The 19,332-nt window shown below is 60.0% G+C and carries 34 protein-coding genes; 32 read left to right on the forward strand and 2 right to left on the reverse strand.

Annotated features, from left to right (window positions below; translation table 11 throughout):
- Positions 1 to 8: 8 nt before the first annotated feature.
- From ACQKEN_RS16990 to ACQKEN_RS17040, 11 genes are all read left to right on the forward strand, one after another.
- Positions 9 to 785, forward strand: coding sequence for a helix-turn-helix domain-containing protein (locus ACQKEN_RS16990; RefSeq protein ID WP_427687330.1), 777 nt, complete (start codon positions 9 to 11; stop codon positions 783 to 785).
- Entirely contained in the window at positions 785 to 1,465 is a 681-nt protein-coding gene (locus tag ACQKEN_RS16995) for a replication protein P (RefSeq protein WP_427687211.1), read from the forward strand. Before ACQKEN_RS16990 ends, ACQKEN_RS16995 begins: the two co-directional genes overlap by 1 nt.
- Positions 1,465 to 1,977: a hypothetical protein gene (locus tag ACQKEN_RS17000; RefSeq protein ID WP_427687213.1), complete on the forward strand. Its 513-nt coding sequence runs from the start codon at positions 1,465 to 1,467 to the stop codon at positions 1,975 to 1,977. Before ACQKEN_RS16995 ends, ACQKEN_RS17000 begins: the two co-directional genes overlap by 1 nt.
- A complete protein-coding gene (locus tag ACQKEN_RS17005) occupies positions 1,974 to 2,198 on the forward strand; it encodes a DUF3310 domain-containing protein (protein WP_423574326.1) in 225 nt (74 codons plus the stop codon). Before ACQKEN_RS17000 ends, ACQKEN_RS17005 begins: the two co-directional genes overlap by 4 nt.
- Before the next feature lie 106 nt (positions 2,199 to 2,304).
- Positions 2,305 to 2,550, forward strand: a complete 246-nt coding sequence (locus ACQKEN_RS17010) for a hypothetical protein (RefSeq protein WP_427687215.1) — start codon at positions 2,305 to 2,307, stop codon at positions 2,548 to 2,550.
- Positions 2,532 to 2,834: a DUF1364 domain-containing protein gene (locus ACQKEN_RS17015; RefSeq protein ID WP_427687217.1), complete on the forward strand. Its 303-nt coding sequence runs from the start codon at positions 2,532 to 2,534 to the stop codon at positions 2,832 to 2,834. Before ACQKEN_RS17010 ends, ACQKEN_RS17015 begins: the two co-directional genes overlap by 19 nt.
- Before the next feature lie 112 nt (positions 2,835 to 2,946).
- A complete protein-coding gene (locus tag ACQKEN_RS17020) occupies positions 2,947 to 3,363 on the forward strand; it encodes a VRR-NUC domain-containing protein (RefSeq protein ID WP_427687219.1) in 417 nt (138 codons plus the stop codon).
- Complete coding sequence (locus ACQKEN_RS17025) at positions 3,360 to 4,649, forward strand: tyrosine-type recombinase/integrase (RefSeq protein WP_427687220.1); 1,290 nt, start codon at positions 3,360 to 3,362, stop codon at positions 4,647 to 4,649. The genes ACQKEN_RS17020 and ACQKEN_RS17025 overlap by 4 nt, the downstream gene beginning before the upstream one ends.
- Positions 4,646 to 4,840, forward strand: coding sequence for a hypothetical protein (locus tag ACQKEN_RS17030; RefSeq protein WP_427687222.1), 195 nt, complete (start codon positions 4,646 to 4,648; stop codon positions 4,838 to 4,840). Before ACQKEN_RS17025 ends, ACQKEN_RS17030 begins: the two co-directional genes overlap by 4 nt.
- Positions 4,837 to 5,151, forward strand: coding sequence for a hypothetical protein (locus tag ACQKEN_RS17035; protein WP_427687223.1), 315 nt, complete (start codon positions 4,837 to 4,839; stop codon positions 5,149 to 5,151). The genes ACQKEN_RS17030 and ACQKEN_RS17035 overlap by 4 nt, the downstream gene beginning before the upstream one ends.
- Before the next feature lie 10 nt (positions 5,152 to 5,161).
- On the forward strand, positions 5,162 to 5,710 hold the full coding sequence (locus ACQKEN_RS17040; protein ID WP_427687225.1) for a hypothetical protein: 549 nt from the start codon (positions 5,162 to 5,164) through the stop codon (positions 5,708 to 5,710).
- Positions 5,711 to 6,068: 358 nt separating this feature from the next.
- Here ACQKEN_RS17040 and ACQKEN_RS17045 read toward each other — a convergent pair whose 3' ends face one another.
- Positions 6,069 to 6,341 (reverse strand): XRE family transcriptional regulator, encoded by a 273-nt coding sequence (locus ACQKEN_RS17045; RefSeq protein WP_427687227.1) that lies wholly within the window; start codon positions 6,339 to 6,341, stop codon positions 6,069 to 6,071.
- A 41-nt stretch (positions 6,342 to 6,382) separates the two neighbouring features.
- Positions 6,383 to 6,601 carry a hypothetical protein gene (locus tag ACQKEN_RS17050; RefSeq protein WP_427687229.1) on the reverse strand — a complete coding sequence of 73 codons (219 nt, stop codon included), beginning with the start codon at positions 6,599 to 6,601 and terminating at the stop codon, positions 6,383 to 6,385.
- Positions 6,602 to 6,967: 366 nt separating this feature from the next.
- On the opposite strand from ACQKEN_RS17050, the gene ACQKEN_RS17055 reads away from it, so the two are divergent.
- From ACQKEN_RS17055 to ACQKEN_RS17155, 21 genes are all read left to right on the forward strand, one after another.
- Positions 6,968 to 7,336: a hypothetical protein gene (locus ACQKEN_RS17055; RefSeq protein WP_037010788.1), complete on the forward strand. Its 369-nt coding sequence runs from the start codon at positions 6,968 to 6,970 to the stop codon at positions 7,334 to 7,336.
- Positions 7,336 to 7,674 carry a hypothetical protein gene (locus tag ACQKEN_RS17060; protein WP_037010785.1) on the forward strand — a complete coding sequence of 113 codons (339 nt, stop codon included), beginning with the start codon at positions 7,336 to 7,338 and terminating at the stop codon, positions 7,672 to 7,674. Before ACQKEN_RS17055 ends, ACQKEN_RS17060 begins: the two co-directional genes overlap by 1 nt.
- A complete protein-coding gene (locus ACQKEN_RS17065; protein ID WP_427687232.1) occupies positions 7,675 to 8,172 on the forward strand; it encodes a DUF2514 family protein in 498 nt (165 codons plus the stop codon).
- Positions 8,173 to 8,302: 130 nt separating this feature from the next.
- Positions 8,303 to 8,809 carry a hypothetical protein gene (locus ACQKEN_RS17070; protein ID WP_427687234.1) on the forward strand — a complete coding sequence of 169 codons (507 nt, stop codon included), beginning with the start codon at positions 8,303 to 8,305 and terminating at the stop codon, positions 8,807 to 8,809.
- Positions 8,796 to 9,014 (forward strand): hypothetical protein, encoded by a 219-nt coding sequence (locus ACQKEN_RS17075; protein ID WP_427687236.1) that lies wholly within the window; start codon positions 8,796 to 8,798, stop codon positions 9,012 to 9,014. Before ACQKEN_RS17070 ends, ACQKEN_RS17075 begins: the two co-directional genes overlap by 14 nt.
- A gap of 72 nt (positions 9,015 to 9,086) precedes the next feature.
- Positions 9,087 to 9,377 (forward strand): HNH endonuclease, encoded by a 291-nt coding sequence (locus ACQKEN_RS17080; protein WP_427687238.1) that lies wholly within the window; start codon positions 9,087 to 9,089, stop codon positions 9,375 to 9,377.
- Positions 9,378 to 9,534: 157 nt separating this feature from the next.
- Positions 9,535 to 10,050 carry a terminase small subunit gene (locus tag ACQKEN_RS17085; RefSeq protein ID WP_427687240.1) on the forward strand — a complete coding sequence of 172 codons (516 nt, stop codon included), beginning with the start codon at positions 9,535 to 9,537 and terminating at the stop codon, positions 10,048 to 10,050.
- A complete protein-coding gene (locus ACQKEN_RS17090) occupies positions 10,051 to 11,739 on the forward strand; it encodes a terminase large subunit (protein WP_427687242.1) in 1,689 nt (562 codons plus the stop codon).
- Positions 11,736 to 11,897, forward strand: coding sequence for a hypothetical protein (locus tag ACQKEN_RS17095; protein ID WP_427687244.1), 162 nt, complete (start codon positions 11,736 to 11,738; stop codon positions 11,895 to 11,897). The genes ACQKEN_RS17090 and ACQKEN_RS17095 overlap by 4 nt, the downstream gene beginning before the upstream one ends.
- Complete coding sequence (locus ACQKEN_RS17100; protein ID WP_427687246.1) at positions 11,890 to 13,191, forward strand: phage portal protein; 1,302 nt, start codon at positions 11,890 to 11,892, stop codon at positions 13,189 to 13,191. The genes ACQKEN_RS17095 and ACQKEN_RS17100 overlap by 8 nt, the downstream gene beginning before the upstream one ends.
- 2 nt (positions 13,192 to 13,193) lie before the next feature.
- Positions 13,194 to 14,057, forward strand: coding sequence for a head maturation protease, ClpP-related (locus ACQKEN_RS17105; protein WP_427687248.1), 864 nt, complete (start codon positions 13,194 to 13,196; stop codon positions 14,055 to 14,057).
- A 70-nt stretch (positions 14,058 to 14,127) separates the two neighbouring features.
- A complete protein-coding gene (locus tag ACQKEN_RS17110; protein ID WP_427687250.1) occupies positions 14,128 to 15,324 on the forward strand; it encodes a phage major capsid protein in 1,197 nt (398 codons plus the stop codon).
- A gap of 53 nt (positions 15,325 to 15,377) precedes the next feature.
- On the forward strand, positions 15,378 to 15,881 hold the full coding sequence (locus tag ACQKEN_RS17115) for a hypothetical protein (protein ID WP_427687252.1): 504 nt from the start codon (positions 15,378 to 15,380) through the stop codon (positions 15,879 to 15,881).
- Between the two features lies 1 nt (position 15,882).
- Positions 15,883 to 16,224, forward strand: a complete 342-nt coding sequence (locus ACQKEN_RS17120) for a head-tail connector protein (protein ID WP_427687254.1) — start codon at positions 15,883 to 15,885, stop codon at positions 16,222 to 16,224.
- Entirely contained in the window at positions 16,225 to 16,545 is a 321-nt protein-coding gene (locus tag ACQKEN_RS17125) for a head-tail adaptor protein (RefSeq protein ID WP_427687255.1), read from the forward strand.
- An 8-nt stretch (positions 16,546 to 16,553) separates the two neighbouring features.
- On the forward strand, positions 16,554 to 16,745 hold the full coding sequence (locus ACQKEN_RS17130; protein WP_427687257.1) for a hypothetical protein: 192 nt from the start codon (positions 16,554 to 16,556) through the stop codon (positions 16,743 to 16,745).
- A 2-nt stretch (positions 16,746 to 16,747) separates the two neighbouring features.
- Complete coding sequence (locus tag ACQKEN_RS17135) at positions 16,748 to 17,182, forward strand: HK97-gp10 family putative phage morphogenesis protein (RefSeq protein WP_427687259.1); 435 nt, start codon at positions 16,748 to 16,750, stop codon at positions 17,180 to 17,182.
- Positions 17,179 to 17,565 (forward strand): DUF3168 domain-containing protein, encoded by a 387-nt coding sequence (locus ACQKEN_RS17140; RefSeq protein WP_427687261.1) that lies wholly within the window; start codon positions 17,179 to 17,181, stop codon positions 17,563 to 17,565. Before ACQKEN_RS17135 ends, ACQKEN_RS17140 begins: the two co-directional genes overlap by 4 nt.
- 79 nt (positions 17,566 to 17,644) lie before the next feature.
- Positions 17,645 to 18,124, forward strand: a complete 480-nt coding sequence (locus ACQKEN_RS17145; protein WP_427687263.1) for a phage tail tube protein — start codon at positions 17,645 to 17,647, stop codon at positions 18,122 to 18,124.
- An 84-nt stretch (positions 18,125 to 18,208) separates the two neighbouring features.
- On the forward strand, positions 18,209 to 18,571 hold the full coding sequence (locus ACQKEN_RS17150) for a GTA-gp10 family protein (protein ID WP_427687265.1): 363 nt from the start codon (positions 18,209 to 18,211) through the stop codon (positions 18,569 to 18,571).
- Positions 18,572 to 18,975: 404 nt separating this feature from the next.
- Positions 18,976 to 19,272, forward strand: coding sequence for a hypothetical protein (locus ACQKEN_RS17155; RefSeq protein ID WP_427687267.1), 297 nt, complete (start codon positions 18,976 to 18,978; stop codon positions 19,270 to 19,272).
- Positions 19,273 to 19,332 lie beyond the last annotated feature (60 nt).

The raw sequence follows: 19,332 nt of genomic DNA on the forward strand, positions 1-19,332 counted from the left end.
TTCAAGCTATGTCATGGGCTCTTGCACTGCCGAAGGCTTCCCTCGAAAACCCTGCTGCCCGTCATGTGTTGCTTTGCCTGGCGAACTACGCCGGTAGCGATGGCCGTGGTGCCTTCCCGTCTGCGCTGACCCTGTCAGACGACACCGGTCTTTCCGAGCGCACCGTGCGCCTGAAACTGGATGAGCTGGAGAAGGCGGGCTTCATCACCGAGGGCAATCAGGCCATTGCCGCCGCGTATATCGATCGCCGTGACCGCCGCCCAGTCGTGTACGACCTCCAACTTAAACGGGGTGCAAATGCTGCACCCCGTAAAGAACGGGGTGCAGATAACCGCACGGGGTGCAGCTCACAGCAGAACGGGGTGCAGGAAAACGCAGAACGGGGTGCAGCAGCTGCACCCAATACATCACTTAACCATCAATTAACCGAAGAGCAGCAGCTGCAGCGCGATTTGGCCGCTGAGATTGCCGAGCAAGACCTCGCCGCCGCTGAGTGCCCGCCGGCGAACCAACGCTTCGCCATGTTCGCCACGTGGGAGCCAAACGCCAAAGCCTTGGCCGACCAGATCGCAATCGCCGGCATCCCGGCAGACTCGGTGCCGGACGCGGCAGTTCGATCGTTCAAGGGTTTCTACGCTGCCCGCCCGGGCACTGTCGATTCTTCGCATGGCTGGTGTTATCGCCTGGTGCAGTGGGTCAAGCGTGAGCGAGTCAAGGCGGCAGGCCAAGGCCAGGCACCAGATTTCGACGACACCAGCTGGGCTGAAAATCTGGGAGGTCTGTGATGAAGTCCGTCGCGAGCATCATGCAGCAACTGCCGAACGTTCCATCTGCCGAGGTCGTGCCGCTCACGATCGACGCGGGCACCGTCCACGTGATCAACCAGCTGTTCCGTGAGCTGAAGGCGATCTTCCCTGCGTGGAAGCAGGCCTGGCCTGACAAGGAAGACATCGGCGCGGCAAAGGCCACATGGGTCAAAGCTTTCATGGCCGAGAACATCACGCGCATCGAGCAGATCCGCTTCGGCATCGAGCAGTGCCGCAAGCTGGGCTCGGACTTCGCACCGAGCGTTGGCAAGTTCATCAAGCTGTGCCAGCCCACGCCGGAAATGCTCGGCATCCCTCCACTGGAGAAGGCTTTCCGAGAGGCCTGCCGCAACGCTCACCCATCTATGGCTGGGCAGGGCAAGTGGTCGCATCCGGCTGTCTGGCACACAGCGAAGGAGTGCGGCTTCGAACCGCTCAACCGCCTCGAAACCTCCCTCGCCATGAAGCTGTTCGAGCGCAACTACGTGGTCACCTGCCGCCGCATGATCGAGGGTTTGCCATTGCAGCCAATGCCGTTGGCCCTGCCAGCTCGGGCCGAAGCCCGCCGCACTCCCGACATCGGTAACAAGGCCCTGGCCGAACTGCGCGCCCGCCGCGCCGCTCCCTCGCCAGCTGACCGCACCGCGGAGGCTCGCTGATGGCCTTTACAGATTCCCGTATTCAACAGCTGCTAGCCGGGCAGTCCTCCACCGCTCGAAAGATCTTTGAACACGTGCCTATCCAGGAACCGTGGAGCGCCCATGAGATTCACTGCGCCGCCCTGGCAGCGAACGCCACGTCTGTTGCCGTGCACGCGGTCCGCCGCGCGCTCGGCGAATTGAAGGACGCCGGAATTATCCGCGAACCAGTTGGCAGCAAGTTTCAGCGCGACGCCGTAACCACAAAATTGAGGATTGAAAAGCCCATGCCAAAGCCTGCCAACGAAACCGTCGTCCCCCTCAAGAAGCCGGATGTCCAGGCGCTGGATGCGCTGGTGGGTCTCTCCGCTGAGGTCATCAATCTGGCTGACGATATCGGTGCGCGCCTGAAAGGATTGGCGGCACGCATCGAGGAGGTTGCCCTGTCGGTTGAGGTTGAGCGCGATACCAACGCCGAGGCGCTGGGCAAGCTCAAGCAGCTCCAGACCTTGCTGAAGGGGATCGCCCAGTGAGCGCGCTCAATACTCAGGTGTCCGGCGACCACTACAAGTCGCTGAAGATTCAGCCCATTGAATTCATCCATGCCAACGCCATTCCCTTCGCCGAGGGCAGCGTCATCAAGTACGTCACGCGCTGGCGCGCCAAGGGCGGTATCGCCGATCTGGAAAAGGCCAAGCACTTCATCGAGCTGCTGATCGAACTCGAGAAAAAAGCGCAGGGGCTGGCCGAATGAAGATCTTCCATGCACTGATCCGCGTCCTGTGCTGCGCCGTGCTGCTGATCGAGCACGGCTATTCGCATCAGGTGATCCCTATCGAGTTCCAGTTCGGGGGCAGCTTATGAACTCTCACGTTACCCGCACCCACGCCACGACCCTCAAGGCGACCGTATCGGAAGCGGAGATCAACGAAGCGCTTTGCGACCTGTTGGCGAAGGAACACGGATACAGCCTGGACAGCAACAACGTTATTTACCGGGGCTGGCACACCACAAAAACCACCGACGCCATGCTTTCCCATTGCTGGGAGATTGAGGTCACTGTCGATCATTCTCGGGAGCCAACAGCGTGCGACAAACCAAGCTGACAAAGGCGGCCCGCGGGCGTGACTGCCAGATCCGCATACCAGGTGTATGTAACGGCAATTCCGAAACCACGGTGCTGGCTCACCTCCGAATGGCCGGGACGCGGTGCGGCACCGGCCTGAAGCCGCACGACTTGCAGGCTGCCTGGGCTTGCTCGGCCTGCCATGACGCCGTCGACGCGCGCCGCAACACCGTGTTCAGCCGTGAAGAACTCCGAACGATGCACATGGAAGGCATGGTGCGGACCATCGACATTCTTGTCAGCGAAGGGAAGGTGGCGGCGTGATCACGACTTGGGACCAACTGAAAGCTCTGCTGAATAACTCCATCGTGCTCCGCGCCGGCCGGGACGGTTTCGTTTTCACCCCGGCCCGCGGCTCAGCTAAAGGCGCATCCAAGTGAGGCTGTTCAAGCAGCGGGTCACTCGCGCCAAGCCGGTCGATCGCGAAGGCCTGGAGCAGGCTGCGCTGATCAAGGAACTGGAACTGCGCCTGCCGGACGTAGCCTCCTTGATCTACCACGTGCCCAACGGCGGGCACCGCCACAAGCAGGTCGCCGTCAAGCTGAAAGGGCAGGGCGTCAAAGCGGGCGTGCCCGATCTGGTGCTGCCGATGGCGCGCGGCGGCTACTTCGGCCTTTACCTCGAGTTCAAGGCGACGGCACCGAACGACGCGGCGGTATCGGCCAGCCAGCACGTGTGGATCCGCCGGCTCAACGATCAGGGCTATCTGGCAATCGTGTGCCGGGGCCACTTCGATGCGATGGAGCAGATCCGCGCTTACCTTCGACTCGCTCCGACTGTGGTGGCTGCATGACGACGGCAGCAGTCAAAATCACTGACGCCGAAATCAAACGGCAGGCGGTCGGGACGGTCCGTGACCTTCGGGATTACGAGCATCGAGGCCTCTACCTGCGCTTTGCCAAAACCCGCGCCCGGGCGTCGTGGTTTCTGGTCGTGCGTGGCAAGTGGAATCGGATCGGCAGCTACCCTGACCTGTCCGTCAAGCAGGTCATCGCGGCGCTACCTGACATCCGTCTACGGCTGGACGCCGGCGCGAGCACGAACCTTTCAAAGTGGCTGACCGTGGGCGAGCTGCTGGAGTGGTACGCGGAGCGCATGTCTCGCGATCGCAGCCTCTCCGACAAGCGCAAAGACACTGCCGCCTCTGCGATCAAGTGCCACCTGCTGCCGCGCCTTGGCCCTGCAGCACTGACCGATATCGACAAGGCTTTCCTCGACCGTGAGCTCATGTGGCCGATGCAGGAGACACTGTCCATCGATTACGTGCGGCTCGTCTTCCAACTGTTGGCGCTGGCATTCCGTCAGGCCCACAAGCTGGGTCTGATCGCGAGCAACCCTCTCACCGGGATCAAGTTCAGCGACTTCTCGAAGGCGAAGGTCACCGTCAAGCCGTCACGTCTCCGCGGTGTACACATCGAGGAGCTGCTGCGGTTGTTACTGCGTGAGCTGTTCCCCATCCCGAATGACGCGATCCTGGCGCTGATGATGCTTTGCCATGGCACCCGCATTGGTGAAACCCGCCAGGCTCGTTGGGACCACATAAGCCTTGCCGAACAGGTCTGGTTTATCCCAGCGGCTGACACGAAGACCCGGGTGGAGCATTACCTGCCACTGACCGACGCTGTCCGGCACCTGCTGATGCTGTATCGCCAGGTGCAGCAGAACCGAGGCTACACCGGGCCATTCCTGTTCCCTGGACGCCGAGGCAGGCCGCTGAGCGAGAGCCAGGCCAGTGCCGTGTTCACGCGTCTGGGGAAGGGCGAGTGGACCAGTCACGACCTGCGCAAGCTGGCCCGCACAGGCTGGGCTGATATCGGGATCGACCACCTGATCGGTGAGCTGCTGATCAACCATGCCATGGGCCACAACGTGAAGGTGTACATCCAGTCCGACGTAATGGCTCGCAAGCGTGACGCGCTGGAGAGATGGCACCGCCATCTAGACGGCAAGGGGCTGAACGTCATTCTCGGATTGACCGGCTTTAGATTTGAGGACTCCGACAAATCGCTACAGGCCGCGCCGCATATGGCCTGCAACCCCATTCAAGAATCAACCATAGGCGAGGTTTCAAAACGATGATTGAGGTCGAAATCAAGTACTACATCGGTGATGAGCCTTGGCATTCAATCCGTCGATCGAGCGTTCCGTCCCGTGGTGATTTCGTAAGAATCGATGGTGTGATTTATGAGGCGGAGTCGCTCCTTTGGTGTGAGCGCGGTGACGGGAATGCGAGCGTTTCCATTGAGCTGAAAGCGCTGGAGGCCAAATGAAACGAAGCCACGGCCCTGCCTTCCGGAAGGAATTGAAGCCGCTGATGGAGTGCGCTACCTGCCGAGGGAATGGCGCTGTCAGCGGGATTTTCCATCAGTTGGACTGCACGGCCTGCCGTGGGTCGGGCTGGGTGTGCCAAGTGACCGGCGAGGCGCTGCCGCTTGAAGACCTGGTGCCGCAACTGAACATGAAGCTGCGCAATGTCACCGCGGAGCTGAACCGCGCACGGCACAGCCAGGGCGGTGCGCACGAACAATACGAACAGAACAACCGCCGCGGTGCCGGCGGCTCGAATTACACCGGGGATTGAGGGGCAGACCATGAGCTTTTATCGCGACGTTCAGTCAGCAGTAGTGAGGGCGCTTGCCGCCGAAACCATAAACAGCGCGGGTGGGTGCGACTTCGAGCCGAAGGTTCAAGCCGCTAAACAGAAGGGGGAAATCGTTGGCAAAGAGGCGGCTTTTCTCGTGGATTGCATGGTGTTCAGCCGTCTGCACAAAAACCTTGCTGCTCACCACTGGCGCGCCCTCGTAGCGAAGTACTCGACACATGCGGGCCGCAAGCACGCAGCAATAGGTGAGCTGGTAAAGCAGTTCCAATCGCCTGCGCCTGAGCGTTTTCGTCACTGTGCGATTGTGACCTGGGCAATGCCGCGGCTTGCTGGTGTGGAAGGCAAGCGCAGCACCAGCGTCCTGCCGGCTGGCTGGTACGACATGGACAACTGGAGTGATGAGCCTCGTCCGATCAAGACCCAAGAGCGGTGGAGGCGTGATATTCGCAAGAGCTTGGAGGGCATGGTTGATCAGGCTCTGGTCGAGGTTCAGCACATGCTTGATGATGAAGGCCTGTTAGTTTCAGCGGTTGCTTGACTGTCGTTGCTCCAATGAGCCATTATCTCCATATCCTGTCATTCCTGCGTGTATAGGACTGCGTCGCGAGCCTCGCCAGAGAAATCTGCCGGGGCTTCGTCATATCTGGCTATTGGAGGCTGATATGACAAGAGCACAACGACGGCATGACACACGCCGCATTAAATCGAAGTTTCATCAGGCGCAGAAATCCAAGCAGTGGCAAGCATCCCCAAGGGACGCCGGAATTTTCGCCAATCACGGCAAGGTCTGTTCCTGCTGGATGTGCTGCAACCCACGCAAGCTGGGCCTCGTAACCCTTCAAGAGAGACGCGTGGCATTACGCCACGACCCGCTTGAATAACTGCCACCTGGTGGTTCATTCGGCGAAATCGATCTCGGCTCCCATCTCGCGCATTTGCGCGTAGATCGCCTCAAGCTGATCCGGGTCAAGGGTCAGCCGGGCTGCAATGAAGAAGAGCATTTGTGCGCTTACCTCACGCGGTTTTGCTCCGCCTGTGTATTTGCGCCATTGCCGCCCATCAGAGAGCCCAGCTAAATCAGCCATGCCGTTGCCGGTTAGTTCGAGGCGGGTCTTCAGCGCTTCCAAAGCGACTGTAGTTGGCGGCGAATAGTGCTTGATGGTTTTCATATCTGCCTTATGAGAAGCCCCGCTGTCGCGGGGCTTTTGGATCAGGAGAGGTATTTGCTCAGTGCCAATGTCGCTGCGGCTACCGCACCGACCAGACCCGATGCCATCGCCAGTGGGTACCAGAGAGCTTCGCGGCTCATCTTGTGAGCTTCGGAGCGGAACTTGATGGTCTCAGCGTTCAGCTTGCTGGTTTCGGCCATCAGTTTCGCGATCTCCGAGTGAATCTTTTCGAGTTCGGCGTTGGTCATTTCGATGCTCATTTGTTCGTCCCCTTGGGGTTGTCGGGCCGGGCGGTGTGCGCTTCCCATGTGTTAGATATTAGGCCCATTGGGCCTAGTGGTCAAGTGTGTTTTTGAAGTTTTTTTGTGTGAATGACACCATAGCCAAGGTGGCCTGCAAGGGAGGGCTTGGACGCGGTATAGCCGGTTGTCACGCGTACGGAAAGAACACCGGCAGTTGATGCGTCCGTCACCTCTGATTCACTGGGCGGCATCGGCAGACAGGCGTGGAAAGACACGCAACCATTCTGAGCCTCGGCATTTGCCGGGGCTTTTTCGTTTTCGGTCCTGCCACACCCATCGCTCCGAGCTGGGAGTGCTGCGGGGCTGATTTATTCTGGAGTTGCAATGGACCCAACCGACCTCGGCCCAGGCACAGCTACCTGGCTGGGCGGTACTGGGACTGTGCTGCTGGCAGGCTTCCTGTGGTTGAGGAAGTTTCTGTCCCGTGACGCGGCAGATCGCGCCATGGACAACGCCGATATCGGCACCGTCCGAAGGCTTAACGAACTGCTCGACTCTGAGCGTGCCGCCCGGAAGGAGTCGGACGCGCGTGCTGACCAATTCGCAAAAGAACGCAACGAACTCGCTGCCGCAGTTGGCCGGATGGAGGGAAAGATTGAAGCCCTCACCAGCCAGGTCGCACAACTCACAGATAAGGTGGCTAGCCAGAGCTCGGAAATCGCCCGGCTGTCCCAGCTTGGAGGAGCAGCCTGATGGACAGATGCGCAATGGAATTCATCGCCCGACGCTGGTGGCGTCGGGTCGAGGTATGGGTCATCGCTTTGCTGATGGTTGCCGGATCGTTTTCGTTGGGATTCGGTGCGTCGCAATGGTCGCTCGCCAGTTGGTACAGCAATCAGGTTGCACAAGTACGCACTGGCTACGACGAAGCCCTGAAGCAGCGCGATCTGCGCTTGAACACGCTCGCAGACAAAGCGGGCAAGGCTGCGGAGAAGGTGGAAGCCGCTGCTAGCACCGCGACCGAAGCCGCCGGCGTTGCCAGCAAGGCCGCCGACAAGGTCAACGAGGCCGTCGACAGAGTTTCGCCGTAAATGGGCGCGCTTAAGCTGGTGCCTGCTTGGGCCTGGGTACTGCTGATCCTGCTGGCAGCGACCGGTTATCTGTACATCAGGCTGGATCACACGACCACAGCCCTGACTGCCGTGACAGGCGAGCGTGACGCCGCCACGGCCCGCGCTGCATCGATCAGCAAGACGTTGAGCCTGCAACGCCAGCTCACTGAAGACTCGAACAAGGCGACAGACCATGCCACCGAACAAGCTGAACATGTCACGGTTGCTGTTGCTGTTGCTGATGACCGCGCTCGCAGCCTGCAGCAACAAGTCACCGACCTGCTTGCCAGCCGAAAGGGTTGTCCTGTCGCCCCTGCCAGCACAGGCAAGACAAGAGACGACCTCGCCGCTGTGCTTGCCGAGCTGCGTCGAAGTGCTGACGAAGAAGCGGGAAGCCTGGCAGCAGCGCTTGACCGAAGCCGAATAGCCGGCCAGTTGTGCGAGTCGATGTACTCGGCAGCTATGAAGACCAGATGAAGAAGTCCTGGTACGTCACAGTGCCGGGCTACCCACCATTCCCCATGATCATGCCGGAAGACCACGACCATGCAGGCGCGCTGGCAGTTGCGCGATGCAAGTGGCCGGCCTGCACAGTTGAGTAGATGCCATGACCCAAGTTATAGAAATCGTTGTCATCGGCGCTGTTGGCTCGGGCAAGTCCCATGTTCTGGAGCTGATCGATCGCGCCCTTCACGACGAATACGGCCAGCACGTACAAGTGGCATCGCATGAGCTGTCCCGCGAGCGCTACATGGGTTCGCCGGGCACGAAGCCAAAGGTCGCTGAAACCATCTTCAATCTCCGTGAGCAGGCTCCGGCGAGTGGCAAGCTCGACGAGCTGAAGGTGAGTGTCGATGCATCCGCGCTGACGTCTGCAATCGATAAGCTTGGTGCGGTCCAGGGTGAGGCCGTCAGCTTCATGCTTGACCCGCTTGAACAGGCTGTTGAGTCAACCGTTCGCGTAATGCAGGGCGAGCGTGATCAGTGCAGTGAGATCAGCACGACGGAGAGCGGCAACGTCCGCACCACCTCTCTCTACGCTCGGCTGGGCAAGCATCTCGATGAGCTGCTTGCAGCACAACTGAAGCGGGTGACTACTCATGAAGCGAGCTGATCAATCCCGACTCAGTTATCTGCTGTCGTCGCGCCCGTTGATCATCAAGAAGAACGGCGTGCATGTCTGCGTACATGACGCGTTCAGTGGTGAGGTGCTCGGCGGGCAACTTCGAGTTGAGCTGATCCAAGGGCCGGAGTCGTTTGCTGTGCTACGAGTGGAGTTCGCGGTCGATGGACAGATGGTTCGGCTGGAAGGCGAGTGAGCTTCTACTGCGGTGTTTAAGCGTTGGATCGGGTGACCAAACATGTCTCGACTCACAACTCTCGCGCCTCGCATGAAGCAGGCAGAGGGAAGGCAATACGCGGCACCCGTAGCTTCTGAAGCCGAAAGCGGTTGGGGCTCCGGCCGTGGTGGTCGTCCATGGCGCCGTAAGCGCGATTCGATCCTGCTGCGTGACAAGTACACCTGCCAAGCCTGCGGAATAGTGACGCTCGACCTTGAGGTGGACCACATCGTCAACATTGCCCGAGGCGGAACGGATGACGACGTGAACCTCCAAGCGCTTTGCGTTCCTTGCCACAAGGCGAAGACGGCCGTGGAGGCTGCTCAGGGCGGCGGCTGGTAAGGCACGCCCCTAACGTGCGCCAAGGCGGAGCCCGCGCCGATCTTGTGTGGCACGTCACTCCCCGGGTGGGGCGGGTCGAAACCGTACAGCCCTTGGCGCTGGACACCGCCCCCGACCGCACGCAGAGATTTTTTCCCCCACACAGGTTTTTTGTTAAATGGCACTGACCCCGAAAAAGCAGGCTTTCGTCGCTGCCAAGAAGGATGGTGCGTCCAATAAAGATGCAGCGATAGCCGCAGGTTACGCGGCCTCCAGCGCTGCTCAGGCTGGCGCACGCCTGGCGAAGGATCAGTTCGTTATCGCTGCTTTGGCCGGACCAGCCGTTAACAAAAAAGTTAACAAATTTGTTAAAGGGGACGCGCCACCAAAGTCGAGCGGCAGCTCCTCTCGCGGGGAGCATTCCGCTGACGACGACCCTGGCGATGAAAGCTTCGACTTGGTTAAGGCCATGCGCTTCTCAGACCCGAAAGAGTTCCTGCTCGCGACGATGAACGACTTTGAGACCGACTCGAAGTTGCGCGTCGACGCTGCGAAGGCCCTGATGCCATTTATTCACCCCCGCAAAGGCGAGGGCGGAAAGAAAGAGGGGAAAGAGAACGCTGCCAAGATCGCGGCCAAAGGGAAATTTGGCGCCGCACCTCCACCCCCGGGTCATCTGCGAGTAGTGAGATAAATGAACGTACCCGTCTGGGACACTTCGTGCCCAGACTGGGAGACGAAGATTGTAAACCGCCATTCCCTCGTACCATTTGCCCCTTTATTTCCGGACGAGGCGCGGGCGTGCATGGAGGTCCTGAACAACCTCCGGATCGTCGATGCACCAGGTAGCCCCCTGATTGGCGAGTCTTGCGCCCCTTGGATTGATGATCTTGCCAGCGCCATTTTCGGCGCCTACAACTCCGATACCGGCGAGCGGCTGATCCAGGAATTCTTTCTCCTGATCAGCAAGAAGAACGCGAAAAGCACGATCGCCGCGGCGATCATGCTGACGGTGCTGATCCGCAACTGGCGGCAGTCGGCAGAGTTCATCATTTTGGCACCCACTATTGAGGTGGCGAACAACGCTTACGCCCCGGCGCGGGACATGATTAAGCACGACGAAGAACTGTCGGCGCTGCTGCACGTGCAGGACCACCTCCGCACGATCACGCATCGCGAGTCCGGCGCGACCCTGAAGGTAGTGGCCGCTGACCAGAACACCGTGGGGGGCAAGAAAGCTGCGGTCGTGCTTGTAGACGAACTTCACCTATTCGGCAAAAACCCGCACGCAGCGAACATGCTACGTGAGGCTACCGGTGGCCTGGCTTCGCGGCCGGAAGGCTTCGTTATTTACCTGACGACGCAATCCGATCAGCCCCCTGCGGGTGTTTTCCGCGAGAAGCTTCAATATGCCCGCGGCGTGCGAGACGGGACCATCATTGATCCCAACTTCCTGCCGGTTATCTACGAGTTTCCGCAGCACATCCTGAAGGCCAACGAACACCGCAACCCCGAGAATTTCTATATCACCAACCCGAACATGGGTTACTCGGTCAGTGAGAAATTCCTGATTCGGGAAATGAAAAAAGCCGAAGAGGCGGGCGAGGCCGAAGTTCTGGGCTTTATGTCCAAGCACCTGAATGTCGAAATCGGTCTGGCGCTGCGCTCGGATCGCTGGGCAGGCGCCGACTTTTGGGCCGCTTCAGCTGTGCCGGTACTGACTCTGGACATGCTCATATCAATGTCGGAAGTGATCGACGTGGGTATTGATGGCGGGGGCCTTGATGACTTGCTGGGTTTCGCCGCAGTGGGCCGTGACAAGCGCACGCGCGACTGGCTTATCTGGACGCATGCCTGGGCTCATCCCTCGGTGCTGGAGCGCCGCAAAGCAGAGGCCCCGCGCTTCCACGACTTTGAGAAGCAGGGTGACCTGACACTGTCCGCCCGCATCGGCGATGACGTGAATGACGTTGCCGACCTGGTCGAGCAGATCGAAGCGTCTGGCTTGCTCGATAAGGTGGGTTGTGACCCTGTCGGCATCGGTGCCATTTACGACGCCATGATCGAGCGGGAGATTCCACCGGAGAAGATCGCGGCTATCAGCCAAGGCTGGAAGCTGGGCGGGGCCATCAAGACAGCCGAACGCAAACTGGCCGAGGGCGGGATGAAGCACGGCGGCCAGCCGATGATGGCCTGGTGCGTGAGCAACGCGAAAGTCGAACCGCGCGCCAACTCGATTCTGATCACCAAGCAAGCCAGCGGGTCGGCCAAGATTGACCCACTCATGGCCCTATTCAACGCTGTGACCCTGATTTCCCTGAACCCCGAAGGCCGGGGGAATGACGACTTCATGGTCGCCATTCGAGATCCGATAATCGTATGAATCCACTGAACGTATACATCCTGCTCGCCCTGTGCGGATTTGCCTCGGCAGTTGCTGGGGTATACGTCCTGCAAGGGCTGGGCTGGGCGCTGATCGCCGGCGGAATTTCGCTACTTTCAATTGCTGGTTTTGTGCGCAAGGGGCTGATCGGTGAGTAAATCCTTATCGGCGGTGCTCGGCCGCGCCGCGCGCAAGCCGAGTGCATCGCTTAGCGAATGGCTGGGCAAGCCTATAGGCCTGAGCGACGGGGGTTTCTGGAGCCAGTTCCGAGGTGGACAGTCCAGCTCCGGCAAAACAGTAACAGTCGACAACGCCATGCAGCTTTCAGCCGTCTGGTCCTGCGTCCGGATTATCTCGACGTCGGTTGCGGGCCTTCCGATGGGCGTCTATCGCCGGGAGTCGGACGGCGGCCGGAAAGATGCTCGGGACTTCGCGCTTTATGACGTGATCCACACGAGCCCCAACGAGGACATGACTGCTTTCCAGTTTTGGCAGGCAATGGTTGCCTCGATGCTGCTCAGGGGAAATGCATACGCGGAGATTCATCGTATTGGCTCGCGCGTCATTGCTCTGGACTTTCTGTTGCCCGGGCGCGTGGACCTCGACCTGGATGACGACGGCAGAGTGACCTACTGGTTCCGACCACGTAAGGGCGCGCGCCGCCAGATCGAGCGACAGGACATGTTGCACATCCCCGCGTTCAGCCTTGACGGTCGTGTTGGGCTGTCGGCCATTCGCTATGGTGCGGACGTGTTTGGCGCGGCCATGTCGGCCGATGACGCGGCCAATAGCACTTTCAAGAATGGCTTACTGCCGGCGGTGGCATTTAAGGTCGACCGTGTGCTCAAGCCCGAGCAGCGTGAGGAATTCCGCGACTATGTGAAGCAGGTTTCCGGCGCCCTCAATGCGGGCCGCTCGCCCGTACTGGAGCAGGGCATTACGCCAGAGACTATCGGCATCAATCCAGTGGATGCCCAGCTGCTTGAGTCCAGGGCCTACAGCATCGAAGAGGTCTGCCGGTGGTTTGGCGTGCCGCCTTGGATGGTCGGCAAGACTGACGCTGGTAGCAATTGGGGGACCGGGCTTGAACAGCAGATGATTGCGTTCCTGACCTTCAGCATCAGTTCCATCACCAACCAGATTCAGCAGTGCGTGAACAAGCGGCTACTGACCCCCGTTGACCGCCAATCTTACTACGCAGAGTTTTCGCTCGAGGCGTTCCTCAAGGCTGACAGTGCGGGCAGGGCGGAGTGGTACAGCAAGATGACGCAGAACGGGATCATGACCCGCGACGAATGCCGCGTTAAGGAAAACCTGCCACGCCACGGCGGCAATGCTGCGGTGCTCACCGTTCAAACCAACCTTGCGCCTATCGACAAGCTCGGACAGTCCAGCGACGGGCAAGCCGCTCAAAACGCTTTGAAAAACTGGCTCGGCCAGGCTCAGGAGTAACCATGCCATTGAATGTAAATGCTCGCAGTTTCAACTGTGAGCTGAGCCCGCGCGCGCTCGATTTGTGGAACCCGGATCTGCGCGCCGCGTTGGAAGCCGGCACTGACACCATCACCATGTACGGCATCATCGGTGAAGACTGGTATGGGGAGGGGGTTACGCTAAAGCGGGTCGACGCCGCGCTGCGCGCAATCGGTGATAAACCGGTCACGGTCTATATCAACTCCCCTGGTGGTGACATGTTCGAGGGGATCGCGATCTACAACCGCCTGCTTGAGCATCCTCAAGAGGTCACCATCAAGGTCCTCGGCTTGGCTGCCTCGGCGGCGTCTGTCATCGCAATGGCTGGCGCCAAGCGTGAAGTCGCCAAGACAGCGTTCCTGATGATTCACAACTGCTGGACCTACTTCGCCGGAAACCGCCACGCCATCCGTGAGCTCGCTGACACGATGGAAGAATTCGACCGCGCGATGATCAGCCTCTACGCCGACACCAGCGGCCAGGATGAAGCCGCGGTGGAGAAAATGCTGGACGCAGAGACCTACATGAACGGCTCGAACGCCGTTGAGAAGGGTTTCGCTACTGGCCTGATCTCGGCGGCCGAAGTGGAGCAAGCCCCCAGCGAAGAAAGTAATCAGGCGCACTCGGCTCGCAAGCTCGACGCCGCTCTTGCCAAATCAGGGATGCCGCGCAGCGAGCGCCGCAAGCTCATCTCAGAAATCAAGACCAGCACGTCTAGCGCTGCTGGCGGCGACACGCTTCGCGCTGTCGTGCCGGGCAAGCCTAGCGCTGCCCTTGATGTATCCGCGTTTGAAGAAACCGCAAATCAGGCGTCGGCTCTTCGGGGGCTCATCCCCGCCTGCTGATCGACTGGAGCTGCAACCCACTTGATAACCGCCCGAGAGGCGGTTTTTTCATTTCTGAAAGGACAAAATCATGGCTGTAGATCTTTCTGCAATTGAAGCTTCCCAGAAGCAAACCCAAGCCGACCTGAAAGCCGTTGGCGACCAGATCAAGACATACGCCGAGCGCACGGAGAAGGAAATCAAAGCCTCCGGCGAAATGCAGGCTGAGACGCGTGGCAAGGTCGACGAGCTTCTGATGAAGCAGGGCGAGCTGCAAGCGCGGATGCAGGATGCTGAGCAAAAGCTCGTCAACGCTAATAAGCGTCACGAGCCGGAAATCCAACAGTCGGCAGGTCAGCTGGTCGCAGCAAAAATGGCGGAAGAGGGCGTCAGCAGCTCGTTCCGTGGTTCGCGCCGCGTGGAAGTGCCTCGCGCTGCAATCACCTCCGTGCCGACCTCCGGTGGGGCGCTGGTTCAAACCGAGCGCGTAGGCATTGTCCTCGCGCCGCAGCGCCGCTTGACCATCCGCGATCTGGTTGCGCCTGGCACCACCGATAGCAACGCAGTCGAGTACGTCCGTGAAACCGGCTTCACCAACAACGCTGCGATCGTGGGCGAAGGCCTGGCCAAACCGTACAGCGAGCTGAAGTTCGGGCTGGAAAACGCCAACGTGCGGACCATCGCGCACCTGTTCAAGGGCAGCCGCCAGATTCTGGACGACGCCTCTGCACTGCAGAGCTACATCGACGCCCGAGCGCGCTACGGTCTGTTGCTGGCTGAAGAGGCGCAGTTGCTGTACGGCAACGGCACCGGCAACAACCTCAAAGGGATCATCCCGCAAGCCCAGATCTATGCACCTCCTGCTGGTATCGCGGTTCAGGCGATCCAGCGTATCGACCGGATTCGTCTGGCGCTGCTGCAGGCAATGCTCGCCGAGTTCCCGTCCACCGGCATCGTGCTGAACCCGATCGACTGGGCTGCCATCGAGCTGCTCAAGGACGGCGAAGGCCGCTACATCATCGGCAAGCCGCAAGAAGGCACTGCGCCGCGCTTGTGGAACCTGCCGGTGGTGGAGACCCAGGCGATTGTCCAGGACCAATTCTTGGTGGGCGCGTTCAGCCTGGCTGCGCAGATCTACGACCGCATGGGCATCGAAGTGCTGGTGTCGACTGAAAACGACAAGGACTTCGAGAACAACATGGTGACCATCCGCGCTGAAGAGCGCTTGGCCTTCGCCGTGTACCGCCCAGAAGCCTTCGTAACCGGCCCACTGACCCCGGCCGCTTAACCCTTCCCATTGAGCCGCCTGCGGGCGGCCCTTTTGATTCAGGAGAGACGAACATGGCACGTGCAAACGCGAACGATGCAGCCAAGGCGCCGGCTACAGCGGTGGCTACCACTGCTGCTACGCCCGGGGAGACTCCAGCACAAGGCACCACCGCATCGGCCATCGGCCCCGGCGTTCAAGGCGGAAGCATGGCACCAGATAACGCTTCCTTGGCAGGCGCAGGGACTGCCCCGCTCCAGCCTACTGACCCAGCCAACGGCATTGGGAGCACCGTGCAGGCAGCGCAGCCGGCCGCTGCGGCCGTAAGCAATGACGCGGATGCGGCAGCAGTCGGTACTGCAACGACTTCGCCTGACGTGAAATCCTCCACCGGTGAGGGGATCGAGGCGGCTGTCGTTGCGGAGGACAGCACCGAAATCACGATTTACCCGTTGCGCAGCTACTTGGACGGAAAGGAGATTCGCCGCGCAGGCGGGAAGCCATACAAGTCGCCTAAGCACGATGCCGTGTCACTGATCGCGGCTGGCTTGGCCACCGACAAACAGCCGAAGTCCTGAAATGAACGCCATCTCTACCGACGAGGCCATGCAGCACGTTCGGGCCGAGGAAGGGGATCGAGCGCATGTCGAGCTGTTACTCGCGGCAGCTGAAGACAGCGCGGCTCAGTTCATGAACCGACGCTTCTACGGCGACGCGGGCAGTCTGGCCGCCGCGGTGTTAGACGGAACCGCCGGGTCTGACCCAATTTTGGTGAATCCTTCCGTCCGCGCCGCCTGCCTGCTCATCCTCGGTAGTTTGTACGCCAACCGAGAGGACGTAGCGGTGGGTGTCACGTCCACTGCGCTGCCGATGGGATCGCGCTCGCTGCTGACGCCTTACCGCGTCGGCTGGGGGGTCTAAATGCGTGCTGGTCCGCTGCGCCACCACTGTTCTGTCCAAAAACAAACGCGCATCCCAGACGGGATGGGTGGCTACGAAGAAGGCTGGACTGAGATTCGCTGCATATGGGCGGAAATCACCATCCCAAGCGGACGCACGTCCGTAGTCGCGCAGCAAGTCGAGTCCTTGATCACTGTGGAAATCCGTGTGAGGCCTGCGGCCGATGTGTTGCCAGGAGTGCGTCTCGTTAATTTGGGTGTTACCTACCTGATTGAGGCTGCGCTACCCGACAACGAGCGCTCAATGCTGCGTCTGTTGTGCTCAAACGTCGCAAATCCATGAGGCAAATCATGAAAGTAAAAGCACTGGCAAGTTTGTCCACTGCTCAAGGCTGGAGAGCCGCGGGCGAAGAGTTCACCGTGAATGCGGCAGATGCGGAGGAGCTCGTTGAACGCGGTCTGGTTGAGCGTTCCGTCGCCGAGCCCCCTGCACAAGTCGAGCCCGCAGAGAAAGCCACCAAACCTACGAAACAGAAGGGCTGACCATGGCGCGCCGGTCAAGTATCCAGGGGGACTTCAAGCTGCGCGGCTTGTTGCGCCGGATCGGCAACGAGATGGAAAGCGACTTGCGGCCCGCCATGGTTGAAGCCGCCAATTTGGTGCTGGCTACGCAACAGCATCTCATCCCACGTGACCCGGGATCGTCCGATCACATCGAGGATGCACTTGAGGCATTCGTTTCTAAAAGCGGTCTAGATGCGCAGATCGGGGTTCGAGGCAAAAAGGCCAATCGGCATTACTTCTACGGTAAATTCCTCGAGTACGGCACGAAGCAATACGCAAGAGGCGATCACACCGTAGCAGCACGGCCCGCGCACCCTTGGCTCAGGCCTTCGTTTGACATGAACCGAGACCAGATCGCGACCATTATCAGTCGGGCGATTGAAGCGACACTGCGCCGGGCTGCGGAGGGCGCATGAGTGACCCCGGACTGGCGCTACAGAAAGCGCTGTTTGAAAAGCTCACGACGGCGCTCACTACGCCTGTTTTCGATGCGGTGCCTGCAGGCACGCCTTACCCGTACGTGACCCTCGACTACGAGGCTGTCGATAACACCACACCTGTCAGCGGCAAGAAGCGCGAAAACCGCCTGTTCTACCTGTCGGTCTGGTCGGACTATCAGGGCCAGGCCGAAGTTAAGCGCATCAATGGCGAGATCGCCGAGGCGCTGGACGAAGTTGCACTACCGCTGAGCACGGGCACAGCCGTCTCGGTCCGTGTGCTGCGCACGGAAACAAACCGCGAACCGGACGGCAAAACCTACATGGGCTCGGTGACCCTTCGGATCATCACCCAGCACTGACACCGCCGAGCAACACCAGCACCCGCCATCGAGCGGGTTTTTTATTGCCAAAAAACCACCCGCGCCCTGGAGGGCAACCATGACTATCAAAACTTCTGCCGGCGTTCGAGTCCTGATCGGCCCGGCCCAAAACGTCACCTACGGCGAAGACGCTGCTGGGCGGACCGCTGCGCTGGCTGCCTTGAAGGCTCTGACCTACGTCGAGATCGGCGAAGTGGAAGACGCCGGCGAGCTGGGCGACGAGGCCAGCACTGCTGACTTCACCGCGTTGGCGAACCGCCGCAAGCGCAAAGTCAAAGGCACCTTCGACGCCGGCACCCAGCAGGTCACCTTGGGTTCTGACCCGACTGATGCCGGCCAGAAAGCGCTGAAGGCAGCTCTGTCCAGCGACTCCAACTTCGCTTTCCAGATGGATTACGGCGACGGCACGGCCGATTTCTACCTCGGCCAGGTGTTGAGCTTCCGCAAACAGATCGGCACCGCTGAATCGATCCGTAAGGCCTCGGTGTCGGTTGCGATCAACTCCGCGATCTACGAGCAAGCCGCGCCGGCGGCGTAAGGCCCGCAGCTCAACGCAATGCACAGGCGTCGCCATCGCGGCGCCTGTTTTGAATCTCCCACTTCCTGTAAGGAACACTGATCCATGTCCAAGACTGACCACGGTACTGTTGAACTCTCGATCGGCGAAGAACAGTACGTTCTGGCCTTCAACCTCAAGGCCGTGAAGAAGATCGAGCGCGCCCTGGGCGGCATTCTTCCGGCAATGCAGGAAGTCCAGCGCTTCAACCTGTCCGCAATTATCCAAGTCATTGTTGCTGGCGCCGGCCTCGCGCTGAAGCCGTCGGCACTCGAAGAGCTGGAAGAAGCCGTTTACCAGGCGGGCATCATCAGCGTCACCCCGACGCTGATCGAGTACCTGAGCGCGCTGCTGAACCCTGCCGCGAAGACTGCCGACCAACTGGCCGAAGCCGAAGTAGCCGACGCTAGCGGCAAGGCAAAAAAGTAAAGCGGGAGGGCAACGGCAGCTATGTCGATGAGCTTTTCGGCATAGCAACCGGTTGCCTGGGATGGACGCCGGAGGTGGCTTGGTCGGCGGCTGTTCCTGAAATTCTGCTGGCGTGGGACTGCAAGGTCGAGTTCTTGCGCAACACCAATCCCCTGGGTGCGGCAGGGAAGGCAGGAGCGCCGCCAGCGCCCCCGCCGAACGAAACGCCGGAACAGAAGCGGCAGCGGATCAAGGCTCAGATTCGGGGGTCGCGCGGGTAGTGATAACGTTTTTAACGCGCTTCTGAGCTGTTTCTGATGTCCTGCGCCGGGTGCTAAAGTGGTGTCTTTCTCAGGCATCAGGGTTCGGGCATGGAGTCGCGAAAGGTAGATCGGTCGGCAGTACGAGAGCTGGTCCGCAAAGAAATGGAAGAGCTTATCGCCCACGCAAAAGCAGGGGGCAACGTTCATCAAAAAGCCCTAGACCAGAAAGATTTCATCACCGATATGACATCTAGGCTGTCCCCCGAAGACAGCGCCGCGTTTTATACGGTTTATGCTGAGGAAATGAACGCTAAGAGCGCCGAAGTTGAAAGCCAGACCGCCCGAATAGGCGGCAATGCCGAGCCTCAGGGCGCCAATGAGGAGAATGTCGGCAAGATACTCGTCGGCTTTATATTCATCGTTTTGTTTCTGTACCTGTTGTTCAAGTTAATAAAGTGACGCCCCACATTTTGTTAGGACCGCTGTTGTAAGCGGTGCTTAACCAGTAAAGGCCTTCGG

Source organism: Pseudomonas sp. NPDC078416, assembly GCF_050268485.1.
Classification (GTDB): Bacteria; Pseudomonadota; Gammaproteobacteria; order Pseudomonadales; family Pseudomonadaceae; genus Aquipseudomonas.

Coding starts and splice junctions, on each gene's coding strand:
- ACQKEN_RS17120 (WP_427687254.1), top strand. CDS start 15,883: ATGAACGCCATCTCTACCGACGAGGCCATGCAGCACGTTCGGGCCGAG.
- ACQKEN_RS17055 (WP_037010788.1), top strand. CDS start 6,968: ATGGACCCAACCGACCTCGGCCCAGGCACAGCTACCTGGCTGGGCGGT.
- ACQKEN_RS17110 (WP_427687250.1), top strand. CDS start 14,128: ATGGCTGTAGATCTTTCTGCAATTGAAGCTTCCCAGAAGCAAACCCAA.
- ACQKEN_RS17065 (WP_427687232.1), top strand. CDS start 7,675: ATGGGCGCGCTTAAGCTGGTGCCTGCTTGGGCCTGGGTACTGCTGATC.
- ACQKEN_RS17025 (WP_427687220.1), top strand. CDS start 3,360: ATGACGACGGCAGCAGTCAAAATCACTGACGCCGAAATCAAACGGCAG.
- ACQKEN_RS17080 (WP_427687238.1), top strand. CDS start 9,087: ATGAAGCAGGCAGAGGGAAGGCAATACGCGGCACCCGTAGCTTCTGAA.
- ACQKEN_RS17090 (WP_427687242.1), top strand. CDS start 10,051: ATGAACGTACCCGTCTGGGACACTTCGTGCCCAGACTGGGAGACGAAG.
- ACQKEN_RS17075 (WP_427687236.1), top strand. CDS start 8,796: ATGAAGCGAGCTGATCAATCCCGACTCAGTTATCTGCTGTCGTCGCGC.
- ACQKEN_RS17115 (WP_427687252.1), top strand. CDS start 15,378: ATGGCACGTGCAAACGCGAACGATGCAGCCAAGGCGCCGGCTACAGCG.
- ACQKEN_RS17155 (WP_427687267.1), top strand. CDS start 18,976: ATGGAAGAGCTTATCGCCCACGCAAAAGCAGGGGGCAACGTTCATCAA.
- ACQKEN_RS17010 (WP_427687215.1), top strand. CDS start 2,305: ATGAACTCTCACGTTACCCGCACCCACGCCACGACCCTCAAGGCGACC.
- ACQKEN_RS16990 (WP_427687330.1), top strand. CDS start 9: ATGTCATGGGCTCTTGCACTGCCGAAGGCTTCCCTCGAAAACCCTGCT.
- ACQKEN_RS17000 (WP_427687213.1), top strand. CDS start 1,465: ATGGCCTTTACAGATTCCCGTATTCAACAGCTGCTAGCCGGGCAGTCC.
- ACQKEN_RS17085 (WP_427687240.1), top strand. CDS start 9,535: ATGGCACTGACCCCGAAAAAGCAGGCTTTCGTCGCTGCCAAGAAGGAT.
- ACQKEN_RS17145 (WP_427687263.1), top strand. CDS start 17,645: ATGACTATCAAAACTTCTGCCGGCGTTCGAGTCCTGATCGGCCCGGCC.
- ACQKEN_RS17140 (WP_427687261.1), top strand. CDS start 17,179: ATGAGTGACCCCGGACTGGCGCTACAGAAAGCGCTGTTTGAAAAGCTC.
- ACQKEN_RS17105 (WP_427687248.1), top strand. CDS start 13,194: ATGCCATTGAATGTAAATGCTCGCAGTTTCAACTGTGAGCTGAGCCCG.
- ACQKEN_RS17030 (WP_427687222.1), top strand. CDS start 4,646: ATGATTGAGGTCGAAATCAAGTACTACATCGGTGATGAGCCTTGGCAT.
- ACQKEN_RS17095 (WP_427687244.1), top strand. CDS start 11,736: ATGAATCCACTGAACGTATACATCCTGCTCGCCCTGTGCGGATTTGCC.
- ACQKEN_RS17040 (WP_427687225.1), top strand. CDS start 5,162: ATGAGCTTTTATCGCGACGTTCAGTCAGCAGTAGTGAGGGCGCTTGCC.
- ACQKEN_RS17045 (WP_427687227.1), bottom strand. CDS start 6,341: ATGAAAACCATCAAGCACTATTCGCCGCCAACTACAGTCGCTTTGGAA.
- ACQKEN_RS16995 (WP_427687211.1), top strand. CDS start 785: ATGAAGTCCGTCGCGAGCATCATGCAGCAACTGCCGAACGTTCCATCT.
- ACQKEN_RS17130 (WP_427687257.1), top strand. CDS start 16,554: ATGAAAGTAAAAGCACTGGCAAGTTTGTCCACTGCTCAAGGCTGGAGA.
- ACQKEN_RS17125 (WP_427687255.1), top strand. CDS start 16,225: ATGCGTGCTGGTCCGCTGCGCCACCACTGTTCTGTCCAAAAACAAACG.
- ACQKEN_RS17035 (WP_427687223.1), top strand. CDS start 4,837: ATGAAACGAAGCCACGGCCCTGCCTTCCGGAAGGAATTGAAGCCGCTG.
- ACQKEN_RS17050 (WP_427687229.1), bottom strand. CDS start 6,601: ATGAGCATCGAAATGACCAACGCCGAACTCGAAAAGATTCACTCGGAG.
- ACQKEN_RS17135 (WP_427687259.1), top strand. CDS start 16,748: ATGGCGCGCCGGTCAAGTATCCAGGGGGACTTCAAGCTGCGCGGCTTG.
- ACQKEN_RS17070 (WP_427687234.1), top strand. CDS start 8,303: ATGACCCAAGTTATAGAAATCGTTGTCATCGGCGCTGTTGGCTCGGGC.
- ACQKEN_RS17150 (WP_427687265.1), top strand. CDS start 18,209: ATGTCCAAGACTGACCACGGTACTGTTGAACTCTCGATCGGCGAAGAA.
- ACQKEN_RS17060 (WP_037010785.1), top strand. CDS start 7,336: ATGGACAGATGCGCAATGGAATTCATCGCCCGACGCTGGTGGCGTCGG.